This window comes from Sphingobacterium siyangense (genome assembly GCF_007830445.1).
GTDB lineage: Bacteria > Bacteroidota > Bacteroidia > Sphingobacteriales > Sphingobacteriaceae > Sphingobacterium > Sphingobacterium siyangense.
Window position 1 is genome coordinate 118124 of sequence record NZ_VLKR01000015.1, and the last position, 20176, is coordinate 138299.

Annotated in this window: 13 protein-coding genes; 9 read left to right on the forward strand and 4 right to left on the reverse strand. The window is 40.3% G+C overall.

What is annotated here, in order from left to right:
• Positions 1-126: 126 nt before the first annotated feature.
• Positions 127-351 carry a hypothetical protein gene (locus tag IQ31_RS14715; protein ID WP_145328468.1) on the forward strand — a complete coding sequence of 75 codons (225 nt, stop codon included), beginning with the start codon at positions 127-129 and terminating at the stop codon, positions 349-351.
• A gap of 64 nt (positions 352-415) precedes the next feature.
• Entirely contained in the window at positions 416-637 is a 222-nt protein-coding gene (locus IQ31_RS14720; protein ID WP_145328470.1) for a hypothetical protein, read from the forward strand.
• 55 nt (positions 638-692) lie between these two features.
• Here IQ31_RS14720 and IQ31_RS14725 read toward each other — a convergent pair whose 3' ends face one another.
• From IQ31_RS14725 to IQ31_RS14740, 4 genes are read right to left on the reverse strand one after another with little or no spacing between them, the layout of a single operon-like run.
• A complete protein-coding gene (locus tag IQ31_RS14725) occupies positions 693-1895 on the reverse strand; it encodes a TlpA family protein disulfide reductase (RefSeq protein WP_145328472.1) in 1203 nt (400 codons plus the stop codon).
• Positions 1896-3257, reverse strand: a complete 1362-nt coding sequence (locus IQ31_RS14730; protein ID WP_145328474.1) for a RagB/SusD family nutrient uptake outer membrane protein — start codon at positions 3255-3257, stop codon at positions 1896-1898. It abuts the gene before it with no gap.
• A 24-nt stretch (positions 3258-3281) separates the two neighbouring features.
• A complete protein-coding gene (locus IQ31_RS14735) occupies positions 3282-6761 on the reverse strand; it encodes a SusC/RagA family TonB-linked outer membrane protein (RefSeq protein WP_145328476.1) in 3480 nt (1159 codons plus the stop codon).
• A 16-nt stretch (positions 6762-6777) separates the two neighbouring features.
• Positions 6778-7152: a hypothetical protein gene (locus tag IQ31_RS14740; RefSeq protein WP_145328478.1), complete on the reverse strand. Its 375-nt coding sequence runs from the start codon at positions 7150-7152 to the stop codon at positions 6778-6780.
• A 962-nt stretch (positions 7153-8114) separates the two neighbouring features.
• Here IQ31_RS14740 and IQ31_RS14745 point away from each other — a divergent pair.
• The 7 genes from IQ31_RS14745 to IQ31_RS14775 all read left to right on the forward strand — a co-directional run bounded on the left by IQ31_RS14745 (position 8115) and on the right by IQ31_RS14775 (position 20170).
• Positions 8115-8759 (forward strand): hypothetical protein, encoded by a 645-nt coding sequence (locus IQ31_RS14745; protein WP_145328480.1) that lies wholly within the window; start codon positions 8115-8117, stop codon positions 8757-8759.
• Positions 8743-9399, forward strand: coding sequence for an HNH endonuclease (locus IQ31_RS14750; protein WP_145328482.1), 657 nt, complete (start codon positions 8743-8745; stop codon positions 9397-9399). The genes IQ31_RS14745 and IQ31_RS14750 overlap by 17 nt, the downstream gene beginning before the upstream one ends.
• A gap of 369 nt (positions 9400-9768) precedes the next feature.
• Positions 9769-10023: a hypothetical protein gene (locus IQ31_RS14755; RefSeq protein WP_145328484.1), complete on the forward strand. Its 255-nt coding sequence runs from the start codon at positions 9769-9771 to the stop codon at positions 10021-10023.
• 229 nt (positions 10024-10252) lie between these two features.
• Entirely contained in the window at positions 10253-11974 is a 1722-nt protein-coding gene (locus tag IQ31_RS14760; protein WP_145328486.1) for a DNA cytosine methyltransferase, read from the forward strand.
• A 2-nt stretch (positions 11975-11976) separates the two neighbouring features.
• The gene (locus IQ31_RS14765) at positions 11977-13653 is read left to right on the forward strand and encodes an NERD domain-containing protein (RefSeq protein WP_145328488.1); all 1677 of its coding nucleotides are present in this window, start codon (positions 11977-11979) and stop codon (positions 13651-13653) included.
• Positions 13644-16001, forward strand: coding sequence for a hypothetical protein (locus IQ31_RS14770; RefSeq protein ID WP_145328490.1), 2358 nt, complete (start codon positions 13644-13646; stop codon positions 15999-16001). Before IQ31_RS14765 ends, IQ31_RS14770 begins: the two co-directional genes overlap by 10 nt.
• Entirely contained in the window at positions 15998-20170 is a 4173-nt protein-coding gene (locus tag IQ31_RS14775) for a helicase-related protein (protein ID WP_145328492.1), read from the forward strand. The genes IQ31_RS14770 and IQ31_RS14775 overlap by 4 nt, the downstream gene beginning before the upstream one ends.
• The last annotated feature ends 6 nt before the right edge of the window (positions 20171-20176 follow it).

The window sequence follows — 20176 nt, forward strand, 5'->3', positions numbered from 1 at the left end:
TATGAACCATAGACCCTTAGGACTGGGTGAATTTATAAACTAGAAGGTATGATCAAGCAAGAGCATATACAGCGTACAGGACGAGTCAGGATGCATTCTTTAAACGATAAACCATTCGCCGCGGATTTGAGAACCCCGCATCGGCAATGGCCTTCACAATTGGTGCAGCGAAAGTACTCCGGCTTGGCAAAGATAAACCTCCTGCAGTCAACGACCTGCTGCTGTGCCGGCCCTGTACGTGACCGGCACGGACGCAGGTTTACGACATTCCCGTGTGGCGGTACGATACAGCATTTACCCGAAAAGGGCTGGCCTAATGCGGCGTTTCGGTCAGCTTGGCAGAATCTGTGAAACCGGATATATTGACGATGTATCTGATTAATTAACAAGATTTGACTAATTAAAATTTTGCAAAATGGCACTATTTCAATTGAACAATCAAAGCGCACCAGCAGACGAAAGTAGCTATTCATTAGCTTCCGGTACTCCTAGTTGTGTCGGCGACCAACGCATTTGTACAATTACTGCAAATGACAATGGTGCGGGACAACCAGAAATAGATGAAAATCTATTAAGCGAAATGGTTACCGCTTTGAATACGCACAGTAATACGACAAACGTTAAACTGAAAGCTTAAGCTCCCAAGTTTAATATTCTAAAGGCCGAAGTAAATATCTTCGGCCTTTCTGCATTTATTTAGCTAAGTTTTTAACAACAATTTTTTCAATCGTTCGATCCTCTTGTGACACTGTAAATCCAATTGCCTGCATACTGTTTTTAAAAGAAACATAGTCTGTAACCGCACCGAGCTTCACTTTTTCACTCGTATCTTTGACATCCAAAATAATAGGAGGAAAATCAAGATTGTTTATTTCTAACAATGTACAGGCCATTTTTATACTCATTCCGTCACTAGGTTTATTACTATTATTTGCCGACCGTTTTGTTACCAACCATATTTCACTGCTTTCCAAAGCAAATGACACGTTCAATCTCATCCTGTTAGTCATATCGGCTACCAGCGCATTGATACGCTGTTCTTCCGTCCACGATAGTGGCCATAAAGATTCATAGCAAAATCCGTGATCTTTTAACCATTGTGATTTTGATTCGGCTTGGTAATCCAAAAAATCTGCTTCATCTAAACCAATAAGTTTCACTCTTTCTTTTTTCATTAGGGGCAACTTTCTCACACTGGAATAAGCGTAGTACAAAGCCGGAAGAAGCGATACATTAGTCATTTTGTACCGGATCTTTTCTCCTATCGTATCTCTTTGATAAGTACTCGGCAGGCCATTCTTGTAAGCCGACAATGTAGAGGTTAAATCTGCGTTACCATCAAAAAATTGGAGCTCCTCAAAATCATTCTTAATTGGCCATTGCTTTGTGGTTTTACCCGCCAAAATCTCCTGTATTGACTTTTTGGTAACCATATCGCCAGCAGTAATAGCTATAACTTTTCCTTTGTAAATCCATACCACATGAGGATAACCTTTATGTGGAAATAAATTTTTAAAAGTATTGTCTTCAACTACGACATCCAATTTGTTAGTTTTTGTGTATGCATTCTTTTTGAAGAAATTACTTACTACAGCTCTACTCTCCGGTGATATCGGAAGTATCTTTATTGTTTTGCCAAACTCTACTTGCAGCCTATTATTTTTTGGAAAGGCTTCGATACAGGCCGTACAGTTGGTCATAAAAAAATCTAGAATAACCAAATCAGGTTTCAAGCTTGTAAAGTTGATTTCACCTGTTATCGTTTTCACCTTGTGTTGAACTTCAAATTTATCACCAATTTGAAGTGCGTTATTGTCTTGATCCTGTGCATATAAGCATACAGTATTTAAAAAACACAGGATTATTAGAGAAAGCAAATTTATTTTCATTTTCATCTACCGTTGATTTTGTTGTATTAATGGATTAAATTCTATTACCTTTTTAGGGATTAGAAATGCATAGCGCAAATCATTTGGTTCTATCGAATAGACAACATTGTCGATTAGTCGCCGAAAGGTCTGTTGAAACCTTATATCGTGATTTAATCTTTTCATATCCATCCACCTTAAGTTTCGCATGATCAAAGATTTATTACGCTCGGCCAGCACTTCTTTCAAGACTAATTCCCTATCACCTGAACTGAAATCCAGATACGTATTTTTGACATATCTGGATCTTAATAATTTATTCAAGTATCCAATAGCATCGGTGACCTTATTATTTCTTACTAACGCTTCCGACAAGGTTAAGTAGAGCTCATCCGTAGCTATCCCGCAAAATGTCGAGGCGTTAACAGCGCCATCATATCTTCCCTTAAAGGCATATGTACCATTATTATTGCTTTTAAAATATAGCGTCCTTCGCAGATCATTATTCTTATAGGATTTGATTAGATTGGAATCGATTTTTGCTATAGTCGGATTAATACAGGCATTTGTAAAAGTGACTGCATGAAAAATCACTTCATCGTTAAAACGTACAAAGGGTGCGGATGCCGTCTTACTCAGTGTATTATAATCTATCAGAACCGCATAAAGATCCAGTGCTTCTCTTGCTCTCTTTTCAGCTACCCCATAGTCGCCCATCATTAACCCCAAGCGGGCTAAGGTTGCTAAAGCAGCGGCCTTTGTTGGCCTCGTTTTGATTACAATTTTTTCTGGAAGTAATGGTACCGCCTCTTCTAGATCTTTTTTGATCTGCTGATAGCTATCCTCGAGCGAAGACCGAGATTCAATATAGTCGATGTCCGGATTTAACCGTAATACCAAGCCAAGGATATCCTTTGCTTTGGCGGCATCATACCCCACTGTAAATACATTCAGGAGCTGCATCCAGGAATAAGCCCTAAAAAACAGACCTTCGCCTTTAATGCGATCATAATCTGTAGGGTTGGTATTGCGATCTATATCTTTCAATAAGGTCAGTACCTGATTAGCAATGAGGACAACTTTATATGGAGCCTGCCAATGATTTGTGGCCAATTCAGTCATTGGATTCCATACATGAGCATTTCGATCTTCACTATTTGCTATTGCGTTAAAATTGGCCGCGTTAAGGTAATAGTGATCAGAAGCAATATCCGGAATCGGAGAAAAACTTGAGTTCATCGTACTTCTGTTATCGAGCAAGGCATCACAGTCTGCCAATGTCTTCGGTACGAGCATCTTTTGATCTGGTTTCATATCCAGATATTTATCACAGCCTGCAAGTGTTAATAAAGTGCAGGCTAGCATAAAAATAATCTTATTTAATTTCATCTTAACTCTTCTTAAAATGTTACCTTATAATTCAACCTTAGCACCTAGTGATAATGTAAATGGTAGCGGAATAGCATCCCTATATTCAGGATCTATGTTGAGTTTGTTGGCTTTCCAAATAATCCAATTAATATTTTTAGCAAAGACTGTCAGTGCCAGCGATTTACAAAAAACCGGCTTTGGTAATCGATAGGATAAGTAAAGGTCCTGCAGACGCAAATTATCTCCTTTGATGACCAGTACTTCAGATTTTTTGTAAAATTCATCTCGCAGCGAATTCAATGGATATTGTAATGATGGAACTACCGTTGTCAATTCGTCACCGGGGTTCTGCCATCTTTTCAAATAATCATCGTGCCCCACACGATTAAGCGCAAAGTCCATTTCAAAAAAAGATTTGCGAAACATATAGTGCCCCCATCGTGCCTGCATATTAAAAGCGAAGGAGAAGTTGCCGATTGAAAACTCGTTTTCCAGCGAGCCGTAAAAAACGGGGCGTCCAGGTCCGACATATTTCATGTTGTCTAGCGAACCGTATAAAATACCGTTATAGTCTGTAGACACTTCACCATTAAGATATCCACGCGGATCACCGTTCTGCGGATCAAGACCTGCGGAAGCAAAAGCGAAAACTGCACCCTCTTCAAATCCTTCGCGCAGGAAACCGCCTGCCGAACCCGAGGTAGTGACGTATGTCGCCGGGCTTGACCATTTATAGGGATATCTGGCAACTTTAGTCCTATTTTTACTCAATAGCAGCTTATTATTCCAGCTGAAATTTCCATGACGTATGTTTTGGCTCATCATTGTGAGCTCAAAACCTTTCCCCCGTAATTCACCACCGTTCTTTGTAACCGATTCATACCCCATGGTAGGGTCAATAGGAACATTTGTGATCAGATCTTTTGAATTCTTGTTGTAGTATTCGAATGTTCCAGAAATTCGGTTCCGAAAAAGACCAAAATCCAAGGCCAAGTTCATGGTCTGTATCTTTTCCCAGGTCAAACTTGGATTAGGCGCCGAACTTAGCGATCCATACGGCAAATTTGTATAAGAGTCTGCTCCATTATAATAAATAATTGGATAGGCACTATACGATGTATTGGCCCTACCAGCGAATCCATAGGTAAATCGAAGTTTCAACTGATCAATGTGATCATTTTTCTCAAACCATTCTTTATCCATTCGCCATGAAACACCTGCTGACCATAGTGGCTGCCATTTGTTATTGGCTCCTATTCCAAATATGTTGGAGGCATCCTGACGCAGGCTACCTGATACGATATACTTTTCTTTAAATTCGTAATTAGCATTAGCAAAGAAAGATACAAAGCGATTTTGCTGCAACATCAGATCTACCCCATCCTCAATCGTACTGCCACCATAACCTTTATTTAAAATCGGAAAAACCGAAGTATAATCTACAGGTAGGTGATTGAGATTTTCGCGGTTGTAACCATATAGGATATTTGCATTTCTAGTGTATTTCTTATCCCTTATCTCACTGCCACCCAACAATTGTATGCGATGCAACTGGTTAGGTGAATGCCAGCTGTAGTTCCCCTGAAAACGTAGCGTATGACTTTCTGTATTATCATTGATGTAGTTCATACGATCGCCAATAGGAATTGGTCTTTTTAATACACTATTATCATTCCACTGGGAATAAAAATTGATCATATTTCTTGCCGCATAGGAGTCAATTCCTACCCAGTCTTCTACCGGATTTTGAAAATTCTGATAAATATAAGCCAGGTTAAGATTGAGGTTATCGATCAATCTGTAGCTTGCCGAAAAATTGATCAGTAGATCTTTTGGATTGGCCAATTGATGGTTCGCGTCTATTTCCTTTAGTGGGTTAAAATGCCAGTCCAATAACTTCCCGTTTCCAGCCGTGTCCCTATAAACCTTTCGTATCGGCACAATATCCACATCTACTGGCTGACCATTATCATCTACCAGCTTGAGGTAAGGCCACTCACTTCCATTTGCATCCGATGCACCGTATGAAATAGTCTGTAAAATACTTTGATCTCGAGCATGTACTTTCGTATATCTTATATCCGTATTGATCTCTAGGTTAGCAATAGGTTTGGCTTTTACTGAGGACCTGAAGGTGTACCGATTATTTTTAGAGGCGATATTTTGATTTTTGTTGACATCAGTTCCCAAAGAGAATAAATAAGTGATTTTTTGATTACCACCTGATACATCCAAATTATACTGTTGGAGAAATGAGTTTCTATAAAAATAGTTGCTGTAATCATCACGGACGTCATATCGCTTAAAATTTTCGATGGCGTTGTCGACATCCTTTTGTACCGCATTTCCACTTCTCAACGCACCAAGCAATTCAATAACCGGACTAACTGTACTGTAGCTATTCCTGTCATTCAAATAGTAATCATAGTAGCCTTTATCAAATAAATATCTTTCGTAATCTATAAAATTAGTACTCGACATAAATGGAAGCTTATAAATGTCAGGTTTGCTTGCAATTGTCAGATTAGACGTAAAATTTACGCTTCTAGGTTGGCTGTAGCTTCCACTTTTACTAGTCAGCACGATGACACCACCGCCACCGGCTGTCCCCCAGATGGACGAAGCTACCGCATCTTTTAAGATCGTGACACTCTCAATATCATTTGGATTGATATCACGTACATCGCCTTCATAAATCGCATTGTCCAATACGACTGTCTGCTTAAATATACCTGATATTGCAGATCTACCACGCATTAAAAGGTTGTTGGGCGGTGTAGCATTATATGGTGATCGGTCAGAAAACTGATAATCTTTATCAATCCGGAGGCTGACACTAGCGTTTTCTAGACGGTCTAATATATTACCCCCAACGCGCTTATTTAATATCTTATTATTGATCAGTTCAAAACTCCCAGTCGCCCTTTCTTTCGGAATCTTTTGGTAACCTGTAGAAACTACTTCCACCTCGTCCAATTGATTCTCTATCGGTATCAATTTTACTTGCATTGATACCCCAGCGACATAAGGCATTGCTAATCGTTTGTATCCCATATGGGAGAATGAAACTGTACCTTTGGGATTGGCGACTTGCAATGAAAACGAGCCATCCTTATTAGACGAGGTCCTACCCTTTTCACCATCTACTCGAATGGATACACCTTGGATCGGTTTACCATCGATTGAAGATACAACAGTACCGCTGACAGATAACAACCCTTCCGCCCCGCTGTCCTTGCGGGGCGTCTGAGCTGATAAACTAAACATATGAAAACTGAACATCATAAGGAACAGGATTAGAATTGTCCTTATGCTAAACATTCCCTTTACACTCTTTGGCATCGGCACAGGGGTACATGCCGACATCATCTGCCTCAAGCTATATACTATACAATCGAAGGGGTACTTTTTATCCCACGGATATTGAACTTTTTTTAAATTATTATTTGCGGCATCCTTTATAGCTGCCGGATAGGCTACCTTATCCAATAAGGCAGCCATCAGATTTGATCTGTGTTTCATCTGCTTATTGTTAAGGTTAGTCTGCTATTCTTCCAAAAAATTCATGGATTCGCTTCGTTATTTCGAACTCATCCATACTTCTTAGCGTCGTTTCGGCTTCAGAGATATCTATTTTACTAATGTCCATAAAGTCTTTATGTATATGGAAGTAGGCGATTAGCAGCGCCATAACCTCCACGGCAAATACCTGCTTGTGGCAGATTTCCAGGACATTCTCGCCAGACGATCTCTCGACTGATTTTTTCAATAGCATATTGATCGTATTCTGAATGGTATTGATGTCGTACTTATTCCAAAATTCGATGATCTTTTTAATCGGATCGTAAGCAGGTTCATGTGCTTGATATATGGCCAGTTCTAGCGCTAGCACACTTGAATATTTTTGATTCATTTTTAAGGTTCATAAAGATGACTTAGCTATGTCCTATTCTTTTTAATTGGACGTAGCTTCCCCCATTGCAAAAAAATTGCATTCCAAAGAGGTGTCATTGCAGGGAATTTTAGATCCTTGCAGGTTTCACAAATTAAGAATTAACAAAATCCCGCAAAGCGCCCCGAGACGGTTACAAAGCATTGATTAGGGGGACATTATGGCGCTTCCTGTCGGGAAAGATAAAAAACCGATCTGTAAGCAATAGAAAACTATGCTTAAATTCCTTTGATTTGTTTGGAACAATAAATTTTAAATGCTAATTTTAAGTTGTTGACGCTTGAATAGAGCATTTAAATCTATCATTAACCTGATCTAAAGGGAATGTTGTAAAACAGACAGATCGGAAAACCTTGAATAAGGGAGTACTTATTTGTATCCTATCGACACATTACAAATTGGCGATAGCAGCCCTCTCCTATTTCGGTTTTTAATGATGTAATAAACTATTCTGGCGCGCGAATAGCGTTCTTTATGGGAATTGTGTGTGCAAACCGATGGCTTACCTCCTGGAGGTGACCTGTGGTTTTTTTGTGGGTGTTTGCTTTTCGTTTTATCATAATTCAATTTTGGTTATAAAACGATTCGACCCGGAAAACTTAAGAAAAAAGTGCAGCTAAATATACCAGTTGGCACCTCGCAACTTAAGTTCATGGTTCCGCCAGAAACCTCCTTCTCATCCGAAGATTCAAAGGTCGCCACAAAAGTTAACGAGGAACGCCATACTGGAATACTGTGCTAATATAAACAATTCCAGCAATAGGCGATCACTCGGACAACTCGTGGCAATCTGGCGGATTTAGAACGAGTCGACATCGTTAGTGATGGATCGCTCCTGCACTCAGTGTCGCTACAAATACAAAACAAAGATATATAAATAATTAGAAATAGACAAATTAATCGAATTCTATTTTCAAAATTTTATGGAAAACTCCAGCGAAGGTAAATTTAGGGAGAAAGCTAAGGAATTTAGGTTGCATTTTAACCTTTCTGAGGAAGATATTGATCAATTGATTAAGGAAAAAGGATTAGTGTATTCGAAGGTTGAATCTGGAAAAAGGACAATTACTTTGGAACTGGCAGAAAGCTACCCATTAGTAGTATACGGCATTGATTATTGCGTATTTAAGAAAGACGAGACAACGTTTCCTGAATATGAAAAACTTCCGGAATCAACAAAGATATTGCTTGAAAGTAAAGAGAATTCAAGCAATAAAGTAGGTTCGAAAGGAACCAAAAACAAAGCGAGCTATGTGGTAATCGTGATCAAAGATTTTAAAGTAGGTCATCAATTCATTAAGTCGGAGATAATTTCCGTTCTACCATCGCCTCTCAATCTTGAAAAATCAATTGACTGGAATAAGGGTTTGTTGAAGGGGCTTGTGAAGAATACAAATACATCAAAACATTGGGTAGACGAGAAAGGCAAAAAGCGTAGGGAAACTTCTTATGAAATAATTCGAGAAGTTGATTCTGGACTTTTAGAGAAAGCAAAAAAAAGTATAGAACCTAAGGCATTAAAAGAATTTGAGGAAAAACTAAAGGATTCCAATGGAAAAAAAGCGTAATCCAAAATGGCAACGGGATGAGCTTATTCTAGCTTTGGATCTATATTTTCAACTAGAATCGGGTCAGATACATGCTAGAAATCCGTTGATTATTGATTTATCAGATACTTTAAACAAGTTACCCATTCATGGGGATAAGGATGAATATGAGAAGTTTAGAAATCCTAACGGCGTTGGACTTAAGCTCAGTAATTTTTTAGCTCTAGATGAATCATATTCTGGAAAAGGAATGGCTGCGACAAGTAAACTTGATAAAGAAATATTTGCAGAATTCAAGGACAATAAGGAACTGCTTCATAAGCTTGCCAATGCCATAAAACTCAGCGCAATCAATCCTGAGATTAGAAATAATATACTTAATCTGACTGAAGATGTTGATGATGAGACAAAAGTAAAAGAAGGTGGTCTTTTATACCGCTATCACTTAGCAAGGGAACGGAGTACCACTATCGTCAAAAAGAAGAAAGAAAATGTACTTAAACTCCATGGTAGACTGGAATGCGAGTTATGCAGTTTCGACTTCGAAAAAGTATATGGGGAGATTGGTTGCGGATTTATTGAATGTCACCATAAAAAACCGTTATATGCACTGGTCGAAGAAACGGAGACAACACTAGACGATCTAATGCTAGTGTGCTAAAATTGCCATAGGATGTTGCATCGGGGGTGGAATATGGAGATTATAAATTCATGATAATATAGCTCTTTGAATTTAAGTATAAAATAGCATATCGAAAATGATTCCTAAATAGCAATTAGATATCAATACTTAAAGATTATAAAAACAGGATCAATTGAAATTGTTGGGAAATTTTGGTTTGAGACTTTTAAGGAAGTTATAAACAGGTATTAACATAATTAAGAAGTCAAACAGCAATAGTTAGGAGCTATTGGTTATTTAAAAATCAATTAAATACGGAAAACCGTAAGGAGATATTAATAAGGATGATTAGGTTTGACATGAGAAAACAAATTTTTATTGGAGAATTACTTTTAAATAATTTATTAAATGGCATTTAGCAAAGGAGATATTGTTTGGGTTGAATATGACAATAGATATCCGAAAAAATTGAGACATCCAGCTGTTGTTTGGGAATATACTGATGATGAAACAGATTTTCTCGGTATTATGCCAACTCACGCTAGGCCTGGAGGAAAATTTGATAATATACTCATGCTTAAAACACACTTTTTAGATGGAGAGGAAGTGTCGTTTTCGGATACTCATTTTGTTAATCAACTATTTATCAAGTTTCAGGGATGAGGGCCGTTTTATAAAGCAGGTTCTTTAACGGATATAGGAACTGAATTTATTGCACAAAATCTTAAGACAACAGCACCAATTTCCTTTGATAATTATATAAAGCCATTATGATAACAATATAAGAGGCAAAAGGCAACCGGCTTTATGGTGAAATTGAGGATAATTACATGGCGATACCATAAGCAATTATTTAAAAATTATACATTAAAATAGTTAATAATATAAATTAATGACCGAGTTAAGTGTACTTGATCTTTTTTGCGGCGCAGGGGGATTCTCTGAGGGGTTTAGACAACAAGGGTTTACTATCGTATATGGAGTTGATAACTGGACACCTGCCATAGATACTTTTAATCATAATTTTGACTTAGAGTGCAAGACTCAGAACATGTTGGAGTATTTGTATTCAGTTGAAAAAATCGAAACACTACCCGACACAACGGTAATTATAGGTAGTCCGCCATGTGTGAGCTTTTCTAATTCAAATCGATCAGGCAAGGCTGATAAATCGATGGGGCTTCAATTGATCAAAGCATTCTTACGTATTGTGGCAGTAAAACAACATAAACAGAATTCAAAGCTTGAAGCTTGGTTTATGGAGAACGTGACAAAGTCTATTTCCCATTTATCTCCAATTTACACATTCCGAGATTTGGACCTGACCGATTGGGCAATAGTAAGTGGTAAAACACCGAATGATATCGCCATCGTAATGGAAAATCATAGTGTAGTGGTTAATTCTGCTAATTACGGATCTCCACAAGCTAGAAAAAGGGCGATCAGCGGCAATATCATCACGCTAGATCGGTTAGTTATACCTACTGCGACCCACGGGAGTCGAGAAGAGGAAACCTCATCACAACTTCCATTCTACAAAACACTGCGATCAATCAGGGAGCGGCTACCAAGTCCAAATATCCCACAATCCCATAAACAATTTGCAGATCCGATGTATCCAGGACTGAACTTGAGCACTTCCTTATTAACAGATCATTTCTATGATACAGGTCTTTATGCGTCAGAATGGAGAAACTCTAAGTACTTAAAAGTTAACCATCCTTATATGGGAACCATGTCCTTTCCCGAAAACGAGGATAAACCAAGTCGTACCATTACAGCCACAAAAATAGGTACTTCCAGAGAAGCAATTATCTATAAATCGGAGTACAATAGGCATGGACATGGTGAATTCAGAACCCCGACAGTACGGGAGGCAGCTACACTGATGAGCTTTCCGTCAACTTATCAATTTCTAGGATCTGAAGGAGCTAAATGGCGTCTGGTCGGTAATGCGGTTTGCCCATCTGTAAGCCGAAATTTTGCCGCTACTGTGCGGGCAGCCCTCAAGCTGCCATTGATCGCAGAACCGATAGTCCGGAGAGTGCCAAAACTAAAAGGTGTCAAGAATCTTAATACCTTTAAGGAACGTATATTTGATAAGCCACCCGTCCGAAATAACGGTTCGAGGTTCAGACGGCATCCCTTCAAGCATGGTAATATCACGGTTACACTATCTAATTATGATATAACGAACAATGATAAGACAAGATTTAGGTGGATAACCTCCGTCCAGTATGGCAATGGAGACGGTTTTCCGACTATGAACTTCGAAGATAATCAATTTGAAGATTTCGAATCGATTATCGAGTCCTTCCCGAATGGAAAACGCTTCATCGAAGTCATTAATAATGGTTTTTCCGAAAGTATTGCTAGTTCACCAACGATGCAGATGATGTATGAGCAACAGCAGAATATTGGCAATTACTTGGAACCGACAAAGTTAATCGAACGACTTGCTACTATCATAGACCAGTACGCCATAAAAGATGTCTTCGAACAAAGAGAGCTGGTCATTTTTCCAAACAAGACTGTGGTTCCGCAAAGTCAAATCATGGCCCTTTACGGGATAAATAAAATATGTACGGTCGCTAACGCGCCAGAAATTGACTGATTATGCCGGTACACTTCATCGATAACTATCCGCGATATGAGTTAGCTAGCTGTATCTGTAAACCAGATAAGAGTCCGTTACATGGTGAAATATGGGTTTATCAAGAATTGATGAAATTTAACGACCACGAATTGTTGAAGGATGAGACATGGTATGTTAAACACAATTATAATCTTTCTGCTCATCCCCATAGTGAATATAAGGTAGAAGGTCAAATCGATTTTTTGATCTTGAGCAAATTCGGTCTGCTCATTATAGAGGTTAAAGGTGGAGCGATTGAGGTTGACGACAATGACGTATTCTATTCCTACGATAGTAAGGATAGAAATAAAAGATATGAAGCTCAGAATCCTTTCAATCAGGTAAAAGAATATGTACATTCTTTGAGAGCGTTGATCGACTCATCACCGTTTGTATATCGGGCGGTCATTTTTCCGCATGAGGCTAACTTCCTACTCAAAGGGCCCCAGTTTTCCGCTTACGATTATCTGTTTTTCTCAAAGGCCGATCTGGATATGAAAGACTCCGACCGAGCCAAGAATTTTCTCTTCTTTGATTTCCTTGTACGCCTGGCCAAAAGCTCTCGTCGGAGAATTATCGAGCAATTGCACAATCATCTTTCGAAAGATCGTGTAGAGATTAGAATATGGGAGCAGTTCCCGCAGCTGAACAAGAGGGATCTTAACAGGCTCCGTTCTGAGCTATTTCCGAAACAGACCACTTACGGTTTTGATCCCGATAGGATTAGGAATGAGATTATCATGGAAGAGAATTATGAAATATTAAAAGGCCTTCGTAGGAACCGGAAAGTTATGGTACAAGGTGGCCCTGGCACAGGGAAGACAGTGCTTGCCACCAAATTCTTAGCTGATAACATTTTAAAACAGCATAAAGGAATCTATTTCTGTGCCAATCAACTTTTGCGAGCTAAAATGCGTCATTTGATTTGCGAAGAATATAAGCTTGATCCTAATCTTATTAGCTTCCGAATCTACCATCCAGATCTAATAGCAACAATTAGCAAAGAGAATATCGACTTCCTAATCATCGATGAAGCACAGGAGTTCTTTGATAAAAGTCTTGATCAGCTAATAGATCAAGTCGAGGTGGCATATAATCCCAAATTTCTTATTCTTTACGATTCGGAACAGGCCATAATTCGGAATTTCAAGGATGTCGACTGGTACGCAGACTATTTGTTAGAGAATGAGTTTGTACACTACTTATTCGATACGAATTGGCGTTGTACTCAAAACAAACGTATTTCTGACGTGGCTATGCTCTTAAAGAACGGCCAGTACAAAAAGTTACTCGAAAATCATGCTCAATTATGTTCGCCAGCAACGGACTTAGTCGCTCGACTAACTGTATTGAAGAATCTGATAGATGAAGCGCAACAAGATCCAACTAAATACATCATTTTGGTCGAGAACCAATTGCTTGGCGAGTTTAGCAAGTTGGTTCAGAATTACTTCGCTCGTTCTATTGAAGAACTAACAGAGAGCAATATCAATGTCAAAAATCTGAAAATCAGATATACAACTCCCATTAAATTCAGGGGATTAGAAGCTGAACATATGTTGCTCATCACTGCTGGTTTCAACGATCGTTCAAAAACGGAGAACTATATCGGCGTAACCCGTGCGATCTATTCTTTTAAATGTGTGCTATGGACCTGAGAAAGATACATAGTATTGTAATTGCGGTCATGCGGGAACGAGGAAGCTTTGTGCCAGAACAGGAGGTATTGCTATCTTTGATCGGCAGCTGGTATCACAAATGGCTGACTTTAGGTGGCGAAGAGCTCATGCTGAGAATACCTTATTATCATAAGGAAATCATGTCGTCGCTGATAGAATACCAGTATTGGGTTGACCTATTGATCAAAATCATGGCCGTCAGCCAAATTAGCGATCTGTCTGATTCATGCCTTTTCGATGTCAGAACCTACAAGCTCTCGAACCGCACACAACGCAATCAAACTGATTTTTCGATCGAATACCGTAGTTCAGACTCCAGATTACACAGGTTTGATAAAGATATAAACGTATCGGCAGACCGTTTTCTTCCCTTATTCAACAGAGACCAGATCAATAGTCAAAAGGAAATTATAGCTGATGTATTCGATTTGATTAAAGCCATCGGTAGAGAAAATTTAATACCCTACGCCGTAAAGTTCGATCTTGAAAGTGACGTGACCTTGTTTGTCAAACAGACAACTGAGCATTTTTCTGAAAAGGCTTTTGCCAAAATGCTTTGCACTGAAGATTTTCGTAATGATGATGATCACAGGGATGCTATACTGGATGCACTTTTGGACACTGACATTCGAAGATGTATTGTTTTCACTTATCCCTATCATGTAGATGTTAGTTCAGCCGTGGTCAACGAGTTCCGTGGACGATCCAAGATATTTCAGATCTCGCTGTCCAACCGCTTTGCACATACAGAAGTTGAAGCACAAGAACTGATATTGACCAGGGCAGAGCTTGGTTTTGGAAAAAAGGACGATATCCTTGATGTTACCGATCGCTTTTCCATCAAAAAGACGGGTTGCGGTGCAGAACTTACCACCGGTCTCCGTACTTTACGGTATGAATGGGATGTAGCAAAGTTCAATTCTTTTTCAAATCCCTTCCCGGTTAAGTGGTTGCTTTGTGTTCATCCAGGTCACACCGTCGATCAATGGAAGTTAAAGTTCAAAAATGACTATCCGGATATCTCTGGCCAGTTATTGTCAGATTGTTGTCGTATCATTGAACTCGTCTACGAGGTAAATTGGATTGATCGCTTTCTTCCAACAGATCAAAACGGCACGCTGGTTTTACCGAAGTCGACCATTCATAATGAAGCTATCTTCTCACTTCAAGAATATTTGAACACCCGCTTTAAAGATGTAATTTTTACTGATGAGATCCATCAGGAGTTGATGATGAACGGTCAGATATATCTATTGGACCCATTCAATGTCATTTTGTTGAACAATATCACCCTTTGCGGTAATCCTGAGAACTTTCATATTGTCGTTCCTGATTTCTTGTTCTACACCTATCAACCGTTCACGCGATATCTTGTCTTAAAATATCATTTCGATGCCTTGACTGGTGGCCTGCGCGAACATCTTGATGAAAGGTTTTTTGAGTATTCAGGTCAGTGGAAAATTTTAAGCGAGAAAGTGCTCAAATCATCAAGGAAGGAGCTTCGAGAGTTCAACAGTATTTTAGCAATCAATGACGAAGAAGAACGGCTGGACAACCCGACAGATATTGTAACTGATCTTTCAGCTGCTGAGCTTGTGGAACGTATCGCGTTAAAGGAACGGAATAGTATCGAGCGAACGACCTTGGAACATCTTCATATCCACACCAGTACAAGAAAGTTCTTACTGAAACCTAACGCTCCTGTACTGATCAATCAGGAAGGTATATTAATACGAACGAAAGCTGCTGCTCTGGATGTCAATGTATTGTTCGCTACTCTAGATGATATCATTAAGAATATGGATCTGAAGCTGGTGGTCGATCGATTGGTTACACTTTCCGATGAAGCCCGCAATTGGCACCAGAACCTCAAATCACTTGAAGAAAAGGATGCTCATATTTTTGATAGGCTTAAGCAGCAAGGACTTTCCATCAGTAAACAAACTTTCGAAAAAGATTACCTGTATGGCAATAGAAGTTTCGGCGAACTACACATGCCGCGAGCCAAACAAGACTGGATGCTCATTAGTGAACGTCTAAAAATCAAAGACAGTCTTACTGCTTGGAATGTGATCAAATGCCGAGAGGATATTAACCTGTTGAAATCGGTTTATTCGAAGATTATTACATTGATGATCGACACAGGTAGTTTCGGTGTGAATGTGAGCGATAGTGTGCTGGATCAGATTACGATATTAATTTCTAAGATACCTGAGCAGGCTGTCAATGCCAAAGAAAACAAAAAGGATGCTATCGCCTTGATGAACGAAATCTGCCAAAACATCAGCTTGGAAAAAATAGAACAGATTAACCCAATTAGCTTATGAACCTACCACTGAAACCAATCACTGCCAAAAGAGACGACCTAGAAAAGTTCGTCGAATCCCAGATCGTTGGTCCCGGCGCATTCAATAAACACTTGATGTTTACCGCAGATTGGGGAACGAACGATTTTACTGGTAAAATGCTAGCTCATTGTGATGCCACTGACAACATAAACGAGGTCATCGCCGAACTGCCCGCCTATCAGTATAGCTCAGCCATACTTTTCCCGATCTCAATTACCGCTGATGAAGCAGGTGAGATTTCTTCCGATGAAGATGAAATAGATAATGGTGTTGAAGATGATGAAAACTCCTTAGCCAGGGCTGATGATGAAGGCTTCAATGACGACCATGAACAAAGTATCTCAAGTAAGAACCAAAACTACCCCAACACTTGCGGACTATCATTCGCTTTAACAAATGGCATCGGGCCAGAGCAGGCATTGCTTACAAAGGTCAGTTTCCGACAATACCAACGCGTCAGACAACACGAAAGCCAGGAACGCAGATTGGGTATATGGATTGAACGTTATCCAAGGCAAACAGCTGAAATCATCGCTATTCGTTTTAATAGCATTTTTGCTACCGTGGAACTGGATGGGAACTTGTTCTTGTATATGTTGCCCGGTATCGATATCAATCAACATCTTTACGCATTGGACTATGTCCATCTAGATAGACTTTTGAGAGATACAGTCATCCCATTGATCGAAACGATTTTTCCCAATAAGGAATATCATCGCGAGGTCAACAAGATTTATGATGGAGTGAATTATTCAACAGTAACCCTCTATGAAGGGAGTCTGCTTGATGAAATCCAAAGGTTATTGATTGAAGATCCCAGCAGTTTTCCATCATTTCGTACCCTTATTGAGCAATTGGAAATTTATCAGCAGCTCAAATTATATCTCAATGAGCTTAAGGCTATTTATCGGACGAGTTCCAAACGAAACTTTCCCACTTCGATATGGGAAGCTCGATCGTATGAGGTCCAGCTTGAGCTGCCGTCTTTCGACGATTCGGCCATTCAGCGTGGCGAGATCGCGGTAACGGGCTTTCCGCAACTTACCTTAAACTATCAGTACATCCATGAACGCGATGCTGTCTATGTGAAGCTGGTATTGGTCAACAACAGCAGCATTCAGCTTCGACCAGACGAGCCGGAACAATTAAATAAAAAAGATCGAGCCAACGAACTTGCCTTCTTTGGCGTAAAAATAACTGTGAGCGAAGTAGACGATTCTGCATTCACCGCTTATAATCCTCCGAATCTTCCGACCATTGACGAAGAGGACAGCTTCAACAAATTACTGTATCGGGAATACAAGGACTACGCTGAAGGCTATAATGCTTCCGTGACCTGGGGTAAGACTAAGGGCTCGAATAAGCGATACGTAGCAACCGAGTTTATTCCTCAACAGGACACCCCTAACGTAGACTTTAAGCCCAGCAAGGTACAAGGGAAGAAGATTATCGAGTTTTTCAATGAAAGCGTTTTGGCAATCCGCGATCTCTCGACTCTCAGTAGCAGGAGCGATGATGATATCTTGTCCGATCTCAGAACGATAACGAACGCCTACACAGAGTGGATCGCTAACAAATGGCATGACCTCGAGCAAAGTGATATTAAAGAGGTAGGTAAACAATTACTTGAAAAGCAACTGCGGGCCTGTGAAGTTGATCGTGACCGCTTGTGCCGGAACATCCGTCTGTTAGCGGGTGACGATACGGCGATAGCTGCATTCCGAGTGATGAACACGGCCATGTTTATGCAGCTTCATCATGGCACTAAGATAAAAGCTGCTAAAAAAGGCGACAAGCGACCTTTTGTTCCTCTTGAGAGCAGTGCGGCCTTTTATCAAAGCTTATCTCTACAAGAGGAATACAAATGGCGTTCTTTCCAGTTAGCGTTCATTTTACTAAATATTGATGCTTTTGTTCGTCCAGCAGTGGATGACATGACTGTGAAAGACGTGTTTGGTATGGGCTGGCCGGAACGGAACGAACTGGCCGATCTAGTATGGTTCCCTACCGGAGGTGGTAAGACAGAGGCTTATTTAGGGATTATTGCATTTTGCATCGCTTACCGTCGTTTCACTCATCCAGAAGGACGGGGCGGTGGCACAACTGTGATGATGCGGTATACTTTACGTCTCTTGACCTTGCAACAATTCCAGCGAGCTACACTATTGATCTGCGCGCTCGAAGTGATTCGTAAGGACGGATTCTCCTTACCTACGGGAAACACTTTGGGAACCGAAAGGATTACAATTGGTCTGTTCGTCGGAAAAGGGTCCTTACCGAACAAATGGCCAGAGATGCGAGAAGCTTTAGATAAGATAGCCGAACAGGTGAGGGATGAGAAACCGATTACGACTAACTTGCCGTATACGGAATGTCCCTGGTGTGGCGGACCGCTGTTCATAGATCATAACCTATCCAATATTGAACCGGATCGAGAGCGTTACGGGATCAATGATAAACTGACGATCATGTGCAACAGTTCCGGCTGCACCTTTCACGCAAGACGCCCCAATCAGAATAAAAGTCTGCCGCTCCGATTGTTCGATGAGGACATCTATAAATATCCGCCGACCCTGCTTTTTGGCACAGTCGATAAGTTTGCTGCACTTGCTAACAAAATCGCTACTGGCTCGCAACAGAGGAACGAAGATTCCAGAAGATTATTCGGCAAAGGCTATCAGTACGATCGTTTACCACCAGAGCTGATTATCCAGGATGAACTGCACCTTTTACTAGGGCCTTTAGGATCAGCAGTAGGTTTATTCGAAAAGAGTGTGGATGATCTTTGCACATACCGATCTGGTTCCATGCGGGTCCGACCAAAGGTGATTACATCCACCGCGACGACGCGGAACACGGACAAACAGATATTCGCCCTTTTCGACAGGCGTTGCGAAATCTTTCCTAAGCAAGGTATCACTTGTGATGATGCCTTCTTTTCTTTCTACAAACGACTTCCCGAAGAGGTGACCGAATATGCTTCTAATAGGCGTTATATCGGCCTCTTACCCGTTGGGAAGACCCAAGTTTGGATGCAATTACGCTTAGCGTCGATCTGTCTTGCACACAGAGTGAAGTTCATGCTCGAACGTTTTGACTATGACGAGATTTTCAGTGCGGGACCATCATACGCGGAGTTCGGGAAGGCATTCGACTATTATCATACCGTGCTTACCTATTTCAACAGTCTGAAAGAAGTGGGCAAAACACAGTCTCAACTTACGCATTATCTACCTGGAGATCTCACGTTGGTCATCAAGAATACCATGCCGTGGAACCTCTTGAGCCGAATCATCAAAAAAAGTGATGAGATTCAGTACTCCGAACTCACCGGAAGACTTTCAGGTGAAGAGGTGAAGTCCAATCTTTCAAATATAGAAAAGGCCTGGGAGCTCACGATAGCAAAAAATCCCCCTGAGCTTGTCATCGCGACAAACATGATCTCGGTCGGCATAGATGTTTCTCGTTTCAATACGATGCTGGTCAACTCAATGCCTCGTAATACCGCAGAGTACATACAAGCTTCGAGCCGTGTTGCGCGTGACAAGGAGGGTATCGTCTTTACGATACATCATCCTTTCCGTTCGAGAGACATCTCGCATTATCAGCGATTCCGAGAGTTCCATGAAAAGTTCTATAGTTATGTAGAGCCCATATCCGTTACTCCATTCGCCAATAAAGCATTGGACCGTTATTTTGCAATGTATCTGGCTGTAATCATCCGTCACGATGACCAATTGGAATTGAATTTGCATAACAACGATGATGCAAAGGCCATCGACTTTCAAAAGACTACGGCAGTTAAACAAAAGGTCATCTTAGCTATGCGTGAACTGTATGAACGAGCAGAGAAGCTTAACGAATATCTAAAGAGTCGTATAGCAGGGATTTCCAGTAATATTGACGGAATCATCACTGAAGAAGAACTAGAAGATATCGAATACCAACTAGATGACCTGCTGATCAAACGATGGCTGGAACGCATCAACAGCCAAAAAGCGCCCATTGACATTAAGTATCGAGACAATGTCAGTCCAAGCTCACTCTACGCGCCCAGAAATAACGAAGCTCAAGACAATAATTGGAACATTAAAGAATCACTAAGGGAGATCGCTCCCTCGGTCGTAATCAAGACCGTACAACAATAGACACAC